The 16,747-nt window shown below is 69.4% G+C and carries 20 protein-coding genes; 17 read left to right on the top strand and 3 right to left on the bottom strand.

Annotation, left to right across the window (positions count from 1 at the left end):
- Positions 1 to 69: 69 nt before the first annotated feature.
- On the top strand, positions 70 to 507 hold the full coding sequence (locus tag ELQ90_RS09360) for an ArsR/SmtB family transcription factor (RefSeq protein WP_128494996.1): 438 nt from the start codon (positions 70 to 72) through the stop codon (positions 505 to 507).
- 139 nt (positions 508 to 646) lie between these two features.
- Positions 647 to 853, top strand: coding sequence for a helix-turn-helix domain-containing protein (locus ELQ90_RS09355; protein WP_128494995.1), 207 nt, complete (start codon positions 647 to 649; stop codon positions 851 to 853).
- Positions 854 to 898: 45 nt separating this feature from the next.
- Here ELQ90_RS09355 and ELQ90_RS09350 read toward each other — a convergent pair whose 3' ends face one another.
- A complete protein-coding gene (locus ELQ90_RS09350) occupies positions 899 to 1,465 on the bottom strand; it encodes an imm11 family protein (protein WP_128494994.1) in 567 nt (188 codons plus the stop codon).
- Positions 1,466 to 1,698: 233 nt separating this feature from the next.
- Between ELQ90_RS09350 and ELQ90_RS09345 the strand changes: the two genes are divergently transcribed.
- The 7 genes from ELQ90_RS09345 (at position 1,699) to ELQ90_RS09315 (ending at position 5,926) form a co-directional block, all read left to right on the top strand.
- Positions 1,699 to 1,797 carry a 30S ribosomal protein bS22 gene (locus ELQ90_RS09345; protein ID WP_003792170.1) on the top strand — a complete coding sequence of 33 codons (99 nt, stop codon included), beginning with the start codon at positions 1,699 to 1,701 and terminating at the stop codon, positions 1,795 to 1,797.
- 165 nt (positions 1,798 to 1,962) lie between these two features.
- Positions 1,963 to 2,967 (top strand): metal ABC transporter substrate-binding protein, encoded by a 1,005-nt coding sequence (locus ELQ90_RS09340; RefSeq protein ID WP_128494993.1) that lies wholly within the window; start codon positions 1,963 to 1,965, stop codon positions 2,965 to 2,967.
- On the top strand, positions 2,964 to 3,713 hold the full coding sequence (locus ELQ90_RS09335) for a metal ABC transporter ATP-binding protein (protein WP_243696102.1): 750 nt from the start codon (positions 2,964 to 2,966) through the stop codon (positions 3,711 to 3,713). The genes ELQ90_RS09340 and ELQ90_RS09335 overlap by 4 nt, the downstream gene beginning before the upstream one ends.
- Position 3,714: 1 nt before the next feature.
- Positions 3,715 to 4,614, top strand: a complete 900-nt coding sequence (locus ELQ90_RS09330; protein ID WP_128494992.1) for a metal ABC transporter permease — start codon at positions 3,715 to 3,717, stop codon at positions 4,612 to 4,614.
- A gap of 10 nt (positions 4,615 to 4,624) precedes the next feature.
- Positions 4,625 to 5,314 (top strand): metal-dependent transcriptional regulator, encoded by a 690-nt coding sequence (locus ELQ90_RS09325; protein WP_243696101.1) that lies wholly within the window; start codon positions 4,625 to 4,627, stop codon positions 5,312 to 5,314.
- Positions 5,315 to 5,360: 46 nt separating this feature from the next.
- Complete coding sequence (locus ELQ90_RS09320) at positions 5,361 to 5,627, top strand: glutaredoxin family protein (RefSeq protein WP_128494991.1); 267 nt, start codon at positions 5,361 to 5,363, stop codon at positions 5,625 to 5,627.
- Entirely contained in the window at positions 5,624 to 5,926 is a 303-nt protein-coding gene (locus tag ELQ90_RS09315; protein ID WP_128494990.1) for a Dabb family protein, read from the top strand. The genes ELQ90_RS09320 and ELQ90_RS09315 overlap by 4 nt, the downstream gene beginning before the upstream one ends.
- Positions 5,927 to 5,991: 65 nt before the next feature.
- On the opposite strand, the gene aspS is transcribed toward ELQ90_RS09315, so the two are convergent.
- A complete protein-coding gene (aspS, locus tag ELQ90_RS09310; RefSeq protein WP_128494989.1) occupies positions 5,992 to 7,335 on the bottom strand; it encodes an aspartate--tRNA(Asn) ligase in 1,344 nt (447 codons plus the stop codon).
- A gap of 71 nt (positions 7,336 to 7,406) precedes the next feature.
- On the opposite strand from aspS, the gene ELQ90_RS09305 reads away from it, so the two are divergent.
- The 5 genes from ELQ90_RS09305 to ccsB all read left to right on the top strand — a co-directional run bounded on the left by ELQ90_RS09305 (position 7,407) and on the right by ccsB (position 12,240).
- A complete protein-coding gene (locus ELQ90_RS09305) occupies positions 7,407 to 8,042 on the top strand; it encodes a histidine phosphatase family protein (RefSeq protein WP_128494988.1) in 636 nt (211 codons plus the stop codon).
- A gap of 2 nt (positions 8,043 to 8,044) precedes the next feature.
- Positions 8,045 to 8,656 (top strand): TlpA family protein disulfide reductase, encoded by a 612-nt coding sequence (locus tag ELQ90_RS09300; protein WP_128494987.1) that lies wholly within the window; start codon positions 8,045 to 8,047, stop codon positions 8,654 to 8,656.
- Entirely contained in the window at positions 8,653 to 9,387 is a 735-nt protein-coding gene (locus ELQ90_RS09295; RefSeq protein ID WP_243696100.1) for a cytochrome c biogenesis CcdA family protein, read from the top strand. The genes ELQ90_RS09300 and ELQ90_RS09295 overlap by 4 nt, the downstream gene beginning before the upstream one ends.
- Before the next feature lie 67 nt (positions 9,388 to 9,454).
- Positions 9,455 to 11,167 carry a cytochrome c biogenesis protein ResB gene (gene resB, locus ELQ90_RS09290; RefSeq protein ID WP_424980812.1) on the top strand — a complete coding sequence of 571 codons (1,713 nt, stop codon included), beginning with the start codon at positions 9,455 to 9,457 and terminating at the stop codon, positions 11,165 to 11,167.
- A gap of 95 nt (positions 11,168 to 11,262) precedes the next feature.
- Positions 11,263 to 12,240, top strand: coding sequence for a c-type cytochrome biogenesis protein CcsB (gene ccsB / locus ELQ90_RS09285; RefSeq protein ID WP_128495209.1), 978 nt, complete (start codon positions 11,263 to 11,265; stop codon positions 12,238 to 12,240).
- Between the two features lie 33 nt (positions 12,241 to 12,273).
- On the opposite strand, the gene ELQ90_RS09280 is transcribed toward ccsB, so the two are convergent.
- A complete protein-coding gene (locus ELQ90_RS09280) occupies positions 12,274 to 13,272 on the bottom strand; it encodes an o-succinylbenzoate synthase (protein ID WP_128494986.1) in 999 nt (332 codons plus the stop codon).
- 115 nt (positions 13,273 to 13,387) lie between these two features.
- On the opposite strand from ELQ90_RS09280, the gene ELQ90_RS09275 reads away from it, so the two are divergent.
- The 3 genes from ELQ90_RS09275 to ELQ90_RS09265 all read left to right on the top strand — a co-directional run bounded on the left by ELQ90_RS09275 (position 13,388) and on the right by ELQ90_RS09265 (position 16,741).
- Positions 13,388 to 14,293 (top strand): 1,4-dihydroxy-2-naphthoyl-CoA synthase, encoded by a 906-nt coding sequence (locus tag ELQ90_RS09275; RefSeq protein WP_128494985.1) that lies wholly within the window; start codon positions 13,388 to 13,390, stop codon positions 14,291 to 14,293.
- Positions 14,294 to 14,306: 13 nt separating this feature from the next.
- Positions 14,307 to 15,506 (top strand): AMP-binding protein, encoded by a 1,200-nt coding sequence (locus ELQ90_RS09270; RefSeq protein ID WP_243696098.1) that lies wholly within the window; start codon positions 14,307 to 14,309, stop codon positions 15,504 to 15,506.
- A gap of 260 nt (positions 15,507 to 15,766) precedes the next feature.
- Complete coding sequence (locus ELQ90_RS09265; RefSeq protein ID WP_128495207.1) at positions 15,767 to 16,741, top strand: 1,4-dihydroxy-2-naphthoate polyprenyltransferase; 975 nt, start codon at positions 15,767 to 15,769, stop codon at positions 16,739 to 16,741.
- Positions 16,742 to 16,747 lie beyond the last annotated feature (6 nt).

Genomic DNA, 16,747 nt, shown 5'->3' with positions numbered 1-16,747 from the left:
ATTTCGGTGTCGAACCGAGCGAATCGAATGTCATGGTACTCCGTCCCCGGACTCACTAGCCTTGAGGCCATGGCCGACATCTTCACCGTGATCGCGGATCCCACGCGACGCGACATCCTCCAGGTGCTGCTCGACGGCCACGTGCCCGACACCGAGGACGAGCAGCCGGGCACGAGCGTGTCCGAGATCGTCGCGCACCTCGGGCTCAGTCAGCCGACGGTCTCGAAGCACCTCAAGGTGTTGAGGGAGGCCGGCCTCGTCTCCGTCCGTGAGGAGGGTCAGCACCGTTACTACAGCCTCGACTACACGCCGCTCGAGAGCGTCGAGGACTGGCTCATCCCGTTCCTGAGCGCTGATTTCGACCCGGCCGAGCAAGCGAGGCAGATGGTCGCGAGCCTCCCGGATCAGGCGAAGCAGGTCGCGGACGCCATCGGCCACGCCGTCGCCGACACCACCCACCGCGTCACGAGCGCTGTGCATGCCGTCGGCAAGAAGCTCCGCCCCTGAGCGGCCTTCTGACCCGTCTTCGGGAGCATGGCTTTTCGGAGTCGCGGTCACTAAAGTGATCGTCAATCACATCGGTCACAGGAGCCTCACGCGGGCGCGGCCGATACTGCCGCACACTCGACACGATGGGGAGGTTCCCGTGAGCAACGGACTGTCCGATGCCCGTTTCCTCACGGTCGCCGAGGTGGCCGACATGATGCGGGTGTCGAAGATGACCGTCTACCGGCACGTGCACTCGGGCGACCTCCCCGCCATCCGATTCGGTCGGTCATTCCGGGTGCCCGAGTCCGCCGTGCTCGCAGTGCTCAACAGGCCCGTCGCCGACGCGGGCGAGCACTCCGCCTGACGCGACCGATCGGTCGCCCGAGCGTGTGGCTGCTCCGAGCGCGACTCACGGCGGATCGAGCGCCGAGAGGTCGCTCACGAGCCAGTGCGCGTCGTCTGTGAGCACGCGGGCCGGGCGGATCCGCATGTCGTCGATGCCGCGACGCGCGAGCTCCCAGCGCACGCGAGAGCTCACTTCGAAGAGCCACACGTGGGCGAGATCACCGAAGAACGGTCGGACTTTGTGGCCGGGAGACTCGGGGAGGGCGTGGAGCAAGTGGAAGCCGGCGAGCCGCGAGCCGTCGTGCGTGCGCAGGTCTGCCGGGGTGGAGAGGAATCCCACGACGTCGAGCTCGTCGAATGCCTCGATGATTCGGTCCGAGACGATCTTGTAGCCCGCTCCGTTCGCGGCGATCATGTCGCCGACGAGGACTCCGCCGGGCACGGGCTCGAACCAGAGCGAGAAGGAGCACGACGCGAACTCGCCGCTCGCGACGAGTTCGTCCTCGTCGCGGCCGTCGGGCAGGCGGAAGTCGCTCGGTCCGGACCGCCCGACCCACGCGCTCTGCATATGGAGCAGGGCGCGGCCGTGATCCGCGCCCAGGACCCACCAGTCGTGAGTCGTCTCGTCCACGGTGATCCCCCGATCCCTTGGTCCCCTGATCCTGACGCGTCCCTCTCGACGGGGGTAGTCGGATGTTTGGGGGACAACCCAACAAACCCCGACGCGTCGTGAATCTTCCGGCCTCGACGGGCTCGTATCCTGCCCGTGCGCCCGGAGGCTCGCCGATCGGCTAGACTGTCCCGAGGCATTTTTTCTCAGGTCGCGCTCGTCGTGACCCTTTCCGATTCTTCAGTGAGGTATCCGTGGGTTCTGTTATCAAGAAGCGCCGCAAGCGTATGGCGAAGAAGAAGCACCGCAAGCTCCTTCGTAAGACCCGCCACCAGCGCCGCAACAAGAAGTAGAGTCGCGCGTCGGACGAGCGCCAGGCCGATCGGCCTGGCGCTTTTTGGCGTTCCCGAGCGGCGGGCGCGAGACACCGGTGGTCGATGACCGGAGGTCGGTGACCCGGAGCAATGTTCGGATACCCGAACATTGTCATCGTACGGGTCGAACATTAGGCTGATCGCATGCCAGTGCCCTTGTCGACGGCGACAGCTCCGGACGCCTCTGACCGAGCGACTCCGAGACGCCGCCGGTCGGCCCGCCGCCGATTCCGCCGACCGCCGTCACTCGGTGCGCTCGCCACGGTGCTCGCAGCCTCGGTCGCTCTCAGCGGGTGCGAGGCCGCCGCGCCGCCAGACGACCGTCCGGTCGTCGCAACGACGTTCACGGTCCTCGCGGACATGGCCCGCAACGTCGCGGGCGACCATCTCCGGATCGAGTCGATCACCAAGGTGGGGGCGGAGATCCACGGCTACGAGCCGACTCCCGGGGATGTGCGCGTCACGGCGAACGCCGACCTCGTGCTCGACAACGGCCTCGGACTCGAAGCCTGGTTCGAGCGGTTCGTCGGGGAACTCGACGTGCCCCACGCCGTCGTGAGCGACGACGTCGACCCCATTCCGATCGCCTCGGACGCATACGCCGGTCGCCCGAACCCGCACGCCTGGATGTCGCCCGTCGAGGCGCAGCGCTACGTCGCGAGCATGGTCGACGCTTTCAGCGATCTCGACCCCGCGAACGCGGCGGACTTCCGTGCCAACGGCGACGCGTATTCCGACGAGATCGCCGACGTGCACGACGAACTCGTGGCGGGTCTCGCGACCCTGCCAGCGACACAGCGGGCGCTCGTCACCTGCGAGGGCGCGTTCTCCTACCTCGCCCGTGACGGTGGGCTCGAGGAGGCGTACCTCTGGCCCGTCAACGCCGAGCAGCAGGCGACGCCCGGACAGATCGCCGGAGCGATCGATTTCGTGGAGAGGAACGACGTCGCCGCCGTCTTCTGCGAGTCGACGGTCTCCGACTCCGCCATGCGGCAGGTGGTCGGGGCAACGGGAGCCCGCTTCGGGGGAGTGCTCTACGTCGACTCGCTGTCCTTGCCCGGCGGTCCCGTGCCGACCTATCTCGACCTCCTCCGTCACGACGTCCGCACGATCGTCTCGGGCCTCACCGGTTCGGGAGCCGACCGGTGACCGGGGCAGGCGTGGTGCCGGCGCTCGAACTGCGTGGCGTCACCGTGCGGTACGGGGACGTCCTCGGTCTCGACGAGGCGAGCGTCACGATCCTGCCCGGTCGGGTGTGCGGGCTCGTCGGGATGAACGGGTCCGGGAAGTCGACGCTGTTCAAATCGGTCATGGGACTCGTGACTCCCGACTCGGGGAGCGTCGCGGTCACGGGGCTCACGCCCGGCATCGCCCGGAAGCGCGGCGTCGTCGGGTACGTCCCGCAGAGCGAGGAGATCGACGCGCAGTTCCCCGTGAGCGTCGCCGACGTCGTGATGATGGGGCGGTACGGACGGATGGGCTTCCTGCGTCGCCCGAGCGCGGCCGATCGCGCCGCCGTCGCGGAAGCACTCGACCGCGTCGAGTTGACGGAGTTCGCGCAGCGGCAGATCGGACAGCTCTCCGGTGGCCAGCGCAAGCGCGCCTTCGTGGCCCGCGGCATCGCGCAGGGAGCGGACGTCCTACTCCTCGACGAGCCGTTCGCGGGCGTCGACAAGCGCTCAGAGGCGACGATCAGTCGTCTGCTCCGCGAACTCGCGGACGACGGGCGGACTGTCGTGGTGTCGACGCACGACCTCCGAGCGCTTCCGGCCCTGTGCGACGAGGCGGTGCTCCTGCTCCGTCGGGTGCTCGCCCACGGCGACCCGCGAGACGTGCTGCGCCCGGAGCAGCTCGCTCGGGCGTTCGGACTGGATGTGCTCGCGGAGGAGGACTGACATGACCGGATTCGACGGACTTCTCGGGCTCCTGCTCGAACCCCTGCAGTTCGACTTCATGGTGCGCGCTCTCGTCGCGACCGTCGTCGCGGCGGTCGTGTGCGCTCTGCTGAGCTGTTGGCTCGTGCTCATCGGCTGGTCGCTCATGGGGGATGCCGTGTCGCATGCCGTGCTCCCGGGAGTCGTGCTCGCCTACATCGTCGGCGCGCCCTTCGCGATCGGTGCCCTCGTATTCGGGTTCCTCGCCGTCGCCCTCATCGGCGTCGTGCGCGACACGAGTCGCGTGAAGGAGGACGCCGCGATCGGCATCGTCTTCACGACGCTCTTCGCGCTCGGGCTCGTGCTCATCTCGGTGACACCCAGTCAGACCGACCTCGGCCACATCATCTTCGGGAATGTGCTCGGGATCGGGACGGGGGACCTCGTCCAGATCCTCGTGCTCGGCGCTGTCGCGGCCGCCGTGCTCCTCGTCACGCGGCGGGACCTGACGCTGTTCGCGTTCGATCCGACTCACGCCCACGCGATCGGCCTCTCACCGCGGCTGCTCGGGGCCCTGCTCCTCGGCGTGCTCGCGCTCACCGCCGTCGTCGCGCTTCAGACCGTCGGAGTGATCCTCGTCGTGGCGATGCTCATCATCCCGGGAGCCACGGCGTACCTCCTCACCGACCGGTTCCCGCGCATGCTCGTCGTCGCGCCGTCGATCGCCGCGGCGTCGGCCGTCGTCGGCATCTATTCGAGCTACTTCCTCGACACCGCTCCCGGCGGGATGGTGGTGCTCGCGCAGGGCGTCGCCTTCGCCGCCGTGTTCCTCGTGAGTCCGCGGCACGGTGTCCTCGTGGCGGCCGTGCGGCGCCGGTGGCGGCGTCACAGGTCCCCGCGCCCCGACACCGTCGCCCCCTAGACTCGCTCCCGTGGATCTCGACCGGTTGACGCGTATGGCGCAGGACTACGTGAGCGCCATCTGGAAGGCCGAGGAGTGGAGCGACGAGCACGCCGCCGCTGGCGACATCGCCGCACGGCTCGGGGTCGCGACGTCGACGGTTTCCGGCAATCTCAAGAAGCTCGTCGCGGACGGCCTCGTCGAGCACGAGCGCTACGGCGCGGTGACCCTCACGTCCGACGGACGCGCCGCCGCCGTGCAGATGGTCCGCCGGCACCGGTTGCTCGAGTCGTACCTCGTCGAGCGGCTCGGGTACGGCTGGGACGAGGTGCACGACGAGGCCGAACACCTCGAACACGCCGCATCGGAGACGTTCATCGACCGCATCGATCAGGAGCTCGGGTTCCCCGAACGTGATCCGCACGGCGACCTCATCCCGCGGCGCGACGGTCGGGTCTCCACCTCGGACGCCGTGAACCTCGCCGACCTCGCCGTCGGGACGGGAGGCACGATCGCGCGCATCTCGGACGAGGACCCGGCGCTCCTGCGCTACCTCGGCACCCACGGCATCGTCCTCGACACGCGCGTGTCTGTCCGCGACCGGGTCGAGGTCGCGGGCGTGCTCGTGCTCGGTCGTGAGAGCGGGGAGACGGGGCGGCCCCTCGAGACCGAGCTCGGTGTCCTTGCCGCGCGGGCGATCTGGGTGACGCCCGACGACTGACGGGCGACGTGGCCGTGCCGCTGCCGGGCGTCGGTAGGCTGAGCGGGTGACCGTCGCCATCACTCTCATCGGGAAACCGGACTGCCACTTGTGCGACGACGCCCGATCGGTTGTCGAATCGGTCGTGGCGGAGGTCGCCTCGCGGTCGGACGGCCCGGAGATCACGGTCGAGGAGCTCTCGATCGCCGACGACGAGCCCCTGCGGGAGCGCTACTGGGAGATGATCCCGGTCGTGCTGATCGACGGTCGGCAGCACTGCTACTGGCGCGTGGACGCCGGTCGCCTCACGAACGCGATCCTGGAGGACCGATGACCATCCGACACATCGTCACGTGGAAGCTCGCCGCGACCGATCCGCAGACGCGTGCGGAGCACGCCGCGGGGATCGCGGAGCGGCTCACGGCACTCGTCGGCGTGGTCGAGGAGATCCGGTCGCTCTCCGTCGCGACGAACGAGGCCTATCCCGACCGGAACTGGGACGTCGTGCTCGTGTCGGAGTTCGACGATCTCGACGCGCTGGACGGGTACCAGAAGCACCCGGCCCATCAGGAGGCCGCCGCCTACGTCGGCAGCGTCGTCGCGGACCGCGCCTCCATCGACTACACCCTCTGACCGGGCATCAATGTGGCGATGGTGCGTGTAGTTACGCGCACCATCGCCAAATTAATGTTGCGGGGTTAGGGGAGGAGGCGCGTCGGGCCGCGGAAGAGGTACGTCGTCTCGCGGATCGACTGCTCGCCGAGCAGCAGCATGAGGACGCGGGCGAGACCCATACCGAAGCCGCCGTGGGGCGGAACGCCGTAGCGGAAGAAGTCGAGGTAGAACTCGAGCTCCTCCGGTTCGAGACCCTTCTCGCGCGCCTGCTCGATGAGCACGTCGACACGGTGCTCACGCTGCGCACCCGTCGAGATCTCGACGCCGTTGAAGATGAGGTCGTAGCTGTTCGTGAGCGACGAGTCGCCCTCGTGGCGCATGTGGTAGAACGGCCGGATGCTCGAGGCGTAGTCCGTGAGGAACACGAAGTCGTGCCCGAACTCCTCCTTCACGTACGCCGCGATGCGACGCTCGCCCTCGGGGTCCATGTCGTCGTCCGCGCGCGGAATCTCGTAGCCGCGCTCGCCGACGATGCGCTTCGCCTCGGCGAGCGGGATGCGGGGGAACGGGCGGGACGGCACGACGACGTCGAGGTCGAAGTGCTCCTTGAGGGCCTCGCCGTGCTTCTCCTTGACGGCCGTGAACGCCGCGACGAGGAGTTCCTCGTGGAGCGCCATGACGTCCTCGTGGGACTCGATCCAACTGATCTCCGCGTCGACGCTCGTGAACTCGGTGGCGTGGCGGCTCGTGAACGAGGGGTCGGCGCGGAAGGCCGGGCCGATCTCGAACACCTTGCCGAAGCCGGCCGGCTGCGCCATCTGCTTGAAGAACTGCGGGCTCTGGGCGAGGTACGCCGTCGTCTCGAAGTAGCCGACCTCGAAGAGCTCGGCGCGCGACTCGCTCGCGGAGGCCATGAGCTTCGGCGTGTGGATCTCGATGAAGTCGTTGTCGATCCAGTACTGGCGGAAGGCGTGCTCGATCGTCGTCTGTACCCGGAAGATGAGATTCTGCTTCGGGTTGCGGAGGTCGAGGAAGCGCCAGTCGAGACGCTTGTCGAGGCTCGAGTCTGCGGCGATCGGGGTCTCGGGGAGGGACTCGCTCACGACCTCGAGCGCGCCGATCCTGACCTCGAGGCCGCCAAGCTTCACCCGCTCGTCGTGCTTCAGCGCGCCGGTGACGGTGAGGAACGAGCCGTGCGCGAGGGCGGAGATCGCCTCCGTCGTCGCGAGCTTCGTGGCGCTCTCCGGATCGTCGTCGTCGACGAGCTCGCGGACGGCGGGGTTCACGAGCTGGACGGCGCCCGATTCATCGCGGAGGACGACGAACTGCACCTTCTTCTGATCCCGGACGGTCTCGACCCATCCGGACACACTGACGGGGCCGTCCTCGAGGGCGGCCAGATTCTTGACTAGGGTGCGTTCGCTCACGGGGGTCAAGCCTACTCGGGGCGTGCGGGACGCGGGCGAACGCTCAGGCGGCGCGAACGTAGACTGGAGGGGTGTCTGCCTCCCGGATCCATCTCGTCCGGCACGGCGAGGTCCACAATCCCTCGCGCGTGCTCTACGGACGCCTTCCCGGATTCCGGCTCTCGACCCTCGGAGAACGCATGGCGGCAGCCGCGGCCCTCGCGCTGCAGGACGAGCACGCGCCGGTCTCGCGCATCATCGCCTCGCCGCTCCAGCGCACGCAGGAGTCTGCGGCTCCCGTCGCGAAGCGGTTCGGGCTCGAGGTCGAACTCGACGAGCGGTTGATCGAGCCCGCGAACCACTTCGAGGGACGCGTCATGGCGCGTGCCGTGCGTGACCCGCGCAACTGGTTCGCGTTGCGGAACCCGCGCATCCCCACGTGGGGAGAGCCGTACGTGTCGATCTCCGCACGGATGCTCGCCGCCGTCCGCGACGCGTGGGACAGCACGCCGGAGGGCGACGTCGTCATCGTGAGCCATCAGCTGCCGATCTGGATGGTGCACTCGACGGTCGCGGGCATCCCGCTGCCGCACGACCCGCGCAAGCGGCGCTGCGCGCTCTCGAGCATCACGACACTCGAGCGGCGCGGGGACGGCTTCGTCGAGGTCCTCTATCGCGACCCGGCCGCGGGCCTCGCGACAGCGGCCACCGATGTGGGGGCGGTGTGACCATGAACGCTCTTCGACGACGCCGGGGTGCGCGACTCGCCGCCGCAGCCGCGATCGCGCTCCTCGCGCTCACCGGGTGCACGAACGATCCGCTCGCTGAGCAGTATCGCGAGGGCAGCGGAAAGGGCTATATCGCGGGAGACGGCAGCTGGACGGAGGTCCCGCCGGCCGAGCGCGACGACCCCGTCGAGTTCTCCGGCGTCGACCAGAACGGGGAGACCGTCACCTCGGACGACTACGTCGGCGAGGTGCTCGTCGTGAACTTCTGGTACGCGGCGTGTGCACCGTGCCGTGCCGAGGCTCCCGACCTCGTCGAATTGAGCGCGCAGTACGAGGGTCAGGGCGCGAGCTTCCTCGGCGTGAACGTCCGCGACCAGGCGGACACGGCGATCGCGTTCGACGAGACCTACGGCATCGAGTACCCCTCGATCATCGATACGAACGACGGAGCCGTGAAGCTCGCGTTCTCGGGTTCCGTGCCGCCGAACGCCGTGCCGACGACACTCGTGCTCGACGCCGAGGGCCGCATCGCCGCCCGCATCGTCGGCCAGGTGCGCGACGCGTCGATCCTCGACACCCTCATCCGCGACACGATCGCCGAGTCCGAGGAGTGAACCCGGGGGAGGTCATCACGAGCGGCTCGCTGCTCGTCGCCGTGCCGCTCGCGATGCTCGCGGGGCTCGTGTCGTTCGCGTCGCCGTGCGTCCTGCCGCTCGTGCCGGGCTACCTCGGCTACGTCGGCGGCTTCCAGGGGGAGGGGCGTCAGGATCGCCGACGCCTCGTGCTCGGAGCGTCGCTCTTCGTGCTCGGCTTCGCGATCGTCTTCGTGCTGTACGGAGCGGCCTTCGGTGCGATCGGCGCCTGGTTCGTGCAGTGGGAGGGCGTCATCACGCGCGTCCTCGGCGTCATCGTCATCCTCATGGGCCTCGTGTTCATCGGCCGCTTCGGCGCCTTCCAGCGCACCGCGAAGCTGGCCTGGCTGCCGGCGACGGGCCTCGGCGGCGCACCGCTCCTCGGAGCCGTCTTCGCCATCGGTTGGACGCCGTGCATCGGTCCGACCCTCTCCGCCGTCCTGTCGCTCGGCTTCACCGGCGGAACGGCCTGGCAGGGCGCGCTCCTCGCCTTCGGCTATTGCCTCGGTCTCGGCATCCCGTTCATCCTCATCGCCCTCGGTCTCGGCTGGGCCACCCGCTCCGTCAGCTTCCTGCGCCGCCACATCCGCGCCGTCAACATCGTCGGCGGCGTGCTGCTCATCGTCGTGGGCCTGCTCATGGTCACCGGCGTGTGGTCGCTCATCATGTACCAGCTCCAGGGGGTGATGTACGGCTTTGACCTCGTCCTCTGATTCCGATCGCGGCGCGAAACCGCAGCGTCCCGCCCGATCCGCCGACCTCCGCGGGCCCTCCGACCGCATCGACGATCCGAACGCGCGACCCGAGCTCGACGGCGAGGCGCCCGAGAGCGCCGCGCGCCCTGACGGTCCCGTCTCGCCGAAGCTCGGCGTCGTCGGCTCGCTGCGGTTCTTCTGGCGCCAGCTCACGAGCATGCGCACGGCGATCCTCCTCCTCCTTCTGCTCGCGATCGCGGCCATCCCCGGCTCGCTCGTGCCGCAGCGCTCGAGCGACCCGAACGGCGTCACGCAGTACTTCGTCGACAACCCCGACCTCGCGCCCGTGCTCGACAAGCTGCAGCTCTTCGACGTCTACAGCTCGGCGTGGTTCTCGGCCGTCTACATCCTGTTGTTCGTGTCGCTCATCGGCTGCATCATCCCGCGCACGAAGCACCACTTCGACGCGATGCGCTCCCGTCCGCCGCGGACCCCTGCGCGGTTGTCGCGTCTCGCGGACCACATCGAGGAGACCTACGCGGGAGTCGACCCGGACACCGCGATCGCGGAGGCGCGCACACTCCTGAAGAAGTCGGGCTATCGCGTCGAGGAGTACGACCAGCGCGGGGTCCGGTCGGTGTCGGCGGAGCGCGGCTACTTGAGGGAGACCGGAAACCTCGTGTTCCACGCCTCGCTCGTCGGCGTCCTCGTGGCCGTGGGGATCGGCGGCGGGTTCGGCTACTCCGGTCAGCGCGTCGTCGTCGAGGGCCAGTCGTTCGTCAATTCGGTCATCGACTACGACACGATCAACCCCGGCCGGTTCTTCGACCAGGACAGCCTGTCGCCGTACGCCCTCACGCTCGACCGGTTCGACGTGACGTACGAGACGCAGAACGCCGACGCCTTCGGGCAGCCGATCGACTTCACGGCGCATCTCACGACGACCACACCGGACGGCGACACCGAGGACCACAGCATGAAGGTGAACCAGCCGCTGCGCTTCGCCGGCACGGACGTCTTCCTGCTCGGCAACGGCTACGCGCCGACCATCACGGTGCGCGACCCGGAGGGCACCGTCGTCTTCACAGATTCGGTTCCGTTCCTTCCGCAGGACGCAAACCTCACGTCCGTCGGCGTCGTGAAGGTCCCCGACGGACTCGAGAAGCAAGTCGGGTTGCTCGGCTTCTTCTACCCGACGGCGCAGCCGCTCGAGGACGGCGCCTTCACCTCGACCTTCCCCGACCTCGTCCTCCCGATGCTGTCGCTCAACGTCTACACGGGCGACCTCGGCATCGACGGCGGCGTCCCGCGTTCGGTATACACGCTCAACACGGACGACATGACCCAGGTCGCCGGTCGGGACTCGGACGTCGAGGCCATCCAGTTGCTGCCGGGACAGTCGGCGGAGCTGCCGAACGGTCTCGGCTCGATCGAGTTCGGGAACGCCGACCCGGACGCCGCGACGGGCGACTTCTCGAACTCGGTCCCGCGCTTCGCGTCCCTCGACATCCACAGCGATCCGAGCCAGGTGTGGGTGCTGCTCTTCGCCGTGCTCGTGACGCTCGGTCTGCTCACCTCGCTCTTCGTACCCCGTCGGCGCGTGTGGATCGCGGTGCATCCCGCCGACGGTCCTCCCGGCGCTCGCGACGGCGAGGGGGCCGACGGCGACGACGAGCCGACGAGCGGTGTCCGCGTGGAGTACGCGGGCCTCGCGCGCGGCGAGGATCCGGGACTCGCCGAGGCCGTCGAGGCCCTCGCCTACCGGCACGGAACGGCCCTCGGAGTCGAGCGCCCCTGACCGCCGCCTTCCGCGTCCCGGTGCGGATCGCGGCCCCTCTCGGCCTCAGCTTCGCGAGGTAGTCTGGAGGGGTGGATCTCAACGACTTCTCGGTGATGGCCCTGTGGACGGCGCTTGCGCTCTACGCCTTGGCCTTCATCGCCTTCACCTTCGACCTCGCGCGGCGCAGCACCGAAGTGCGGCAGGCCGCCGACGCGGTCGTGCCGAGCGCGGTCGCCCGCAGCTCCTCGACGGCCGGGTCCGAAGCGTCGTCGGTTCGCACCCTCACGGTCGATCGTCCGACAGGCACCGGGGGAGAGGCGCGCGTCACCGCTTCGCGGTCACCGTCACTGCGCGTCGGCGTAGCCCTCACGATTCTCGGCTTCGTGGTCCACCTCGCCGCCGACGTGACGCGCGGCATCGCGGCCGGTCGTGTCCCGTGGGCGAACATGTACGAGTTCGCGATGACCGGCACATTGCTCATCATCGGCGTCTTCCTCGTCGTGCTCACGCGCGAGGACCTGCGCTTCCTCGGCACCTTCGTGACCGGACTCGTGGTCATCCTCCTCGGGCTGTCGTGGAACTTCTACGTCGAGGTCGCGCCGCTCATCCCGGCACTCCAGTCGGCGTGGCTCGTCGTGCACGTCTTCGTCGCGAGCCTCGGAACCGCGTTCCTCGCCCTCGGCTTCGCGCTCTCGGTCGTGCAGCTCGTCCAGGCGCGCCAGGAGCGACTGCAGCTCGAACTCTCGGCCCTCAAGATGCGTTTCCTCGCGACACTGCCGAGCGCTGACCGCCTCGAGAACCTCGCCTACCGCGTGAGCATCATCGGCTTCATCTTCTGGACCTTCACGCTCATCGCCGGCGCCATCTGGGCCGAGTCGGCGTGGGGCCGCTACTGGGGCTGGGACACCAAGGAGGTCTGGACCTTCATCATCTGGGTCATCTACGCGGGCTACATCCACGCGCGGGCGACGCGCGGATGGCGCGGCACCCGGTCGGCGTGGCTGTCCATCATCGGCTTCGCCGCCGTCATGTTCAACTTCGGCATCGTGAACGTCTTCTTCAAGGGACTGCACGCCTACTCGGGGCTGTGACGCGCCGAGTGTCGGCGCGAACGGCGTCGCCGCTCAGTCGGTGAGGAGACGGTGGCAGCGCTCGATGCGCTCGAGCCACCATGCGGTGCGGTCGCGATCCGCCGCGTAGCGAGCCAGGAGCTCGGGCGACAGGTCGACGTCGCGCACGGGGACGGCTCCGTCGACCGGCAGAAGCGGGTCCTCGGTCACGTCCGCAGCCAGCAACGCCGCCGTGCCGAGCCCGCAATCGAACTCGAGCTCGGGGACCGCGGCCGCGAGTCTCGCACCCATTGCGAGTCCGACCGAGGTGTCGAGTGCGCTCGACACCACGACGGGGAGGCCGGTCCGCTCCAGGATGCGGAGGGCGCGACGGATGCCGCCGAGGGGCTGCGCCTTCACGACGAGGACGTCCGCCGCTTCCGCGCGCGCGACGGCCAGCGGGTCCTCCGCCTTCCGGACGCTCTCGTCCGCCGCGATGGGAACACCCATCCAGCGGATGCGCGTGCGCAGCTCGACGAGTTCCTCGACGTTCGCGCACGGCTGCTCGACGTACTCGAGGTCGAACGGGGCGAGGTCGTGGACGGCGTGTTCTGCTTCGTCGACGTTCCAGCCCCCGTTCGCGTCCACGCGGATACGCCCTTCCGGGCCGAGGGCCTCTCGGACGGCGCGCACGCGGGCGACATCGTCCTCCCGGGTCTGTGAGGGTTCGGCGACCTTGACCTTCGCGGTGCGGCAGCCCGGGAACCGCGCGAGTATGCCCGCGACCTCATGAGCGGGGACGGACGGGACCGTCGCGTTGACGCGGATGGAGTCGCGGCGGATCGGCGGCTGTTCGGTCCACCCGAATTCGATCGCGGCGCGCAACCAGGTCGAGGCCTCGACGTCGCCGTATTCGACGAACGGCGAGAACTCCGTCGCACGCATCGGGCCGTCGAAGACGACGGCCTCGCGAACCGTGATCCCGCGGAATCGCGTCGTGAGCGGCAGAGAGACGACGTGGGCCGACGCGACGAGGTCCTCGACGCTCGGCACCGGTGCGGCGAGCGGATCCATGGGCTCAGTCTGGCATCGACCGCCCGATCGCACCCTCGACCTGCCACAATCGGAGCATGGCGAGCGACGAGATCCGCGCCGCGGTCGCGCCGAGTCGCGGGCTTAAGCTGGAGCGATGAGCGTCTCCGAGCTGTTCGACGAATCCGTGTGGACCGAGGCCCCGGGCTTCGACGACCTCGGGGACATCACCTACCACCAGTCGACCGACGGGCGGATCGCTCGCGTCGCGTTCGACCGTCCCGAGGTGCGGAACGCGTTCCGGCCCCGCACGGTCGACGAGCTCGCGCGAGTGCTCGACGACGCCCGCCAGAACCCGCGGATCGGCGTCGTGCTCCTCACGGGCAACGGACCGAGTCCGAAGGACGGCGGCTGGGCGTTCTGCTCCGGCGGCGACCAGCGCATCCGCGGCCGTGACGGCTACCGGTACGCGGAGGGCGACACCGCCGAGTCCGTCGAGCCCGCGCGCTCCGGGCGCCTGCACATCCTCGAGGTGCAGCGACTCATCCGGTTCATGCCGAAAGTCGTCATCGCGGTCGTACCCGGGTGGGCCGCAGGGGGAGGTCACTCGCTGCACGTCGTGTGCGACCTCACGATCGCGAGCGTCGAGCACGGCCGCTTCAAGCAGACGGACGCCGACGTCGGGTCGTTCGACGCGGGTTACGGCAGCGCGTATTTCGCTCGGCAGGTGGGACAGAAGTTCGCGAGGGAGGTCTTCTTCCTCGCCGAGGAGTACTCTGCCGAGCGCGCGCTCGCGACGGGAGCGATCAATGCGGCCGTGCCGCACGCCGAACTCGAGCAGACCGCGATCGCGTGGGCCCGCACCATCCTGGGCAAGTCGCCGACGGCGATCCGCATGCTCAAGTTCGCGTTCAACGCCGTCGACGACGGGCTCGTCGGCCAGCAGGTCTTCGCGGGTGAGGCGACGCGACTCGCCTACGGCACCGACGAGGCCGTCGAGGGTCGCGACTCCTTTTTGGAGAAGCGCGAACCCGACTGGTCGGCGTTCCCCTGGCACTACTGACGATGGACCGCGCGTGAGCAGAGAGCTGCGGCGCGTCGGAGCCGATGACCCCGTGCGGCTCATGGAGGCGGTCGCGCGCGCGATCGAGGGGAACGAACCCGCCGTCCAGCCCACCCCGGTCGGCGACCGCGTGCTGTCAGCGGCGCCGACCGAGGTCGGGTCCGCCGAGGAAATCGACGACGACGTCGCCGTCGTCATCGCGACCTCCGGTTCGAGCGGCTACCCGAAACGCGTCGCGCTCTCCGCCGCGGCCCTCGTCGCGAGTGCGACGGCGACCGAGCACGCCGTGGGCGGCCCCGGCCGGTGGGTGCTCGCGATGCCGGCGCACTACGTGGCGGGCATCCAGGTGCTCGTGCGCTCGGTGATCGCCGGGACGACGCCCGAAATCCTTCCAGGTGGCGTCTTCAGCGTCGACGCATTCGTGGACGGGGCCGCGCGAGCGGCCGTCGGGGCGTCTCGCACCTACACGGCGCTCGTTCCGGCTCAAGTGTCCCGTCTGCTCGACGACGACGCGGGGCGAGGAGCGCTCGCCGCATTCGACGCCGTCATCGTCGGCGGACAGGCCGTTCCCGTGGCGTTGCGCGACCGGGCCGAGACCGAGGGCGTTCGTCTCGTGCGCAGTTACGGCTCGAGCGAGACGGCGGGCGGGTGCGTCTACGACGGTCGTCCGCTCGACGGCGTGCTCGTACGTCTCGCCGATGGCGAGATCGAGATCGGCGGCGCGACCCTCGCTCTCGGCTATCTCGGTGAACCAGAGCGCACCGCGGCGGCCTTTCGAGAGGACGACGGAGTCCGGTGGTACCGCACCGGCGACGCCGGGAGCATCGACGAGCACGGCGTCGTCGACGTCTTCGGTCGCATCGACAACGTCATCGTCTCCGGCGGCGTCAACGTCTCCCTGGATCGCATCGAGGCGCTCGTCAGGGAGCGAGCAGGGTTCGGGGAAGCCGTCGTGGTGGGAGCCGAGGACGCGCGGTGGGGGAGCGTCCCCGTCGTCGTCGCCGACTCACGGGCGCCGGACGGGATGCTCCCCGGCATCCGCCGCGCCGCCGAGGAGTCGCTCGGGGTCGCCGCGCGTCCCGCGCGCATCGTCCGGCTCGACGAGATCCCGATGCTCGCGACGGGGAAACCGGACCGACGAGCGATCGCCCGGCTCGTCGCGCGATCGGGCCCGGGACTCGCCGATCACGGCACCGACGCGTCCACGCTCTAGAATCTCCACGAACGAAAGGTCGGCACGTGGCTGCGAAAGAACAGAGGCTCGACCCCGCTGGGGCCCTCGGCGGGAAGAAGTCGTCGACGGAGCGATCCGGCGCGAGCGGGACGGAGGAGACCGCGGCGTCCGCCGGCGCCGCGCGGGGGGCGGCGCAGAAGTCGTCCTCCAAGAAGGGCGCCGCGACCCCGAGTCGCACCCAGCAGGAGCGGGCGGCCAAGCAGAAGTCGATCGACGCGAAGTCGGGCGCCGCGAAGGTCATCGCGGAGGCCGGTGCCCGCGGAGGGGGCGGCAACCGCCCCAAGGCGAAGGGCAAGAGCGGCAACCCGGCTGCCCGACGCCTCGAGAACGTGCGTCCCGCCCGCTTCGGCGACTGGGTCGAGGGCGCGCGCGTGCGCACCCTTCCGATGGCGGTCGCCCCCGTGCTCATCGGCACGGGCGCCGCGATCTTCGCGGCGGGTCCCGGCGAGTACCACTGGGCCAGGGCGCTCCTGTGCCTCGTGATCGCCGTGTCGCTGCAGATCGCCGTGAACTTCGCGAACGACTACTCCGACGGGATCCGCGGCACCGACGCCGTGCGCGTCGGCCCGTCGCGGCTCGTGGGTTCGGGGCGGGCGAAGGCGCGCACCGTGCTCGCCGTCGCGTTCGTCTTCTTCGGCATCGCCGCCGTCGCGGGGATCACGCTCACCGTGATCACGCAGTACTGGTGGCTCCTCATCGTCGGTGCCGCGAGCATCGCGGCGGCCTGGTTCTACACGGGCGGGAAGCGGCCGTACGGGTATTTCGCCCTCGGTGAGGTCTTCGTCTTCCTCTTCTTCGGCCTCGTCGCGACCCTCGGCACGATGTTCGTGCAGGTGGGGATGCTCAGCCAGGAAGCATGGTTCGGGGCGACGGGCGCCGGCCTCATCGCGTGTTCGGCGATCCTCGTCAACAACTTGCGCGACCGCGATCAGGACCGGCTCGTCGGCAAGCGCACGCTCAGCGTCATCATCGGATCGACGGCCTCGCGGGTGCTGTTCATCGTCTTCCTCATCGTGCCGTTCGTGCTCGCGGCGTGGGTGGCGTTCCTCTTCCCGGAGCTGTGGTTCTCGCTCTTCGCCCTCCTCGCCGCGCTCCCGGCGTGCGTGATCGTCGCGACGGCGCAGCAGCCGCGCGAACTGATCGTGGCGCTCCGCCTCGTGGGGATCACGCAGTTGCTCTACGGCCTCGCGTGGTTCTGGGCGCTCGCGTTCTGATCCGAT

This window comes from Labedella phragmitis (assembly GCF_004078635.1).
In the GTDB taxonomy this organism is placed as follows: Bacteria; Actinomycetota; Actinomycetes; order Actinomycetales; family Microbacteriaceae; genus Labedella; species Labedella phragmitis.
The sequence above is the reverse complement of the archived record's forward strand: the minus strand, read 5'-3'. Positions and strand labels throughout refer to the sequence as shown.

Excerpts from the sequence above, each read along its gene's own strand:
- ELQ90_RS09330 (WP_128494992.1), top strand. The coding sequence starts at position 3,715 with ATGACCGGATTCGACGGACTTCTCGGGCTCCTGCTCGAACCCCTGCAG.
- ELQ90_RS09360 (WP_128494996.1), top strand. The coding sequence starts at position 70 with ATGGCCGACATCTTCACCGTGATCGCGGATCCCACGCGACGCGACATC.
- ELQ90_RS09275 (WP_128494985.1), top strand. The coding sequence starts at position 13,388 with ATGAGCGTCTCCGAGCTGTTCGACGAATCCGTGTGGACCGAGGCCCCG.
- ccsB (WP_128495209.1), top strand. The coding sequence starts at position 11,263 with ATGGCCCTGTGGACGGCGCTTGCGCTCTACGCCTTGGCCTTCATCGCC.
- ELQ90_RS09280 (WP_128494986.1), bottom strand. The coding sequence starts at position 13,272 with ATGGATCCGCTCGCCGCACCGGTGCCGAGCGTCGAGGACCTCGTCGCG.
- ELQ90_RS09315 (WP_128494990.1), top strand. The coding sequence starts at position 5,624 with ATGACCATCCGACACATCGTCACGTGGAAGCTCGCCGCGACCGATCCG.
- ELQ90_RS09340 (WP_128494993.1), top strand. The coding sequence starts at position 1,963 with ATGCCAGTGCCCTTGTCGACGGCGACAGCTCCGGACGCCTCTGACCGA.
- ELQ90_RS09300 (WP_128494987.1), top strand. The coding sequence starts at position 8,045 with ATGAACGCTCTTCGACGACGCCGGGGTGCGCGACTCGCCGCCGCAGCC.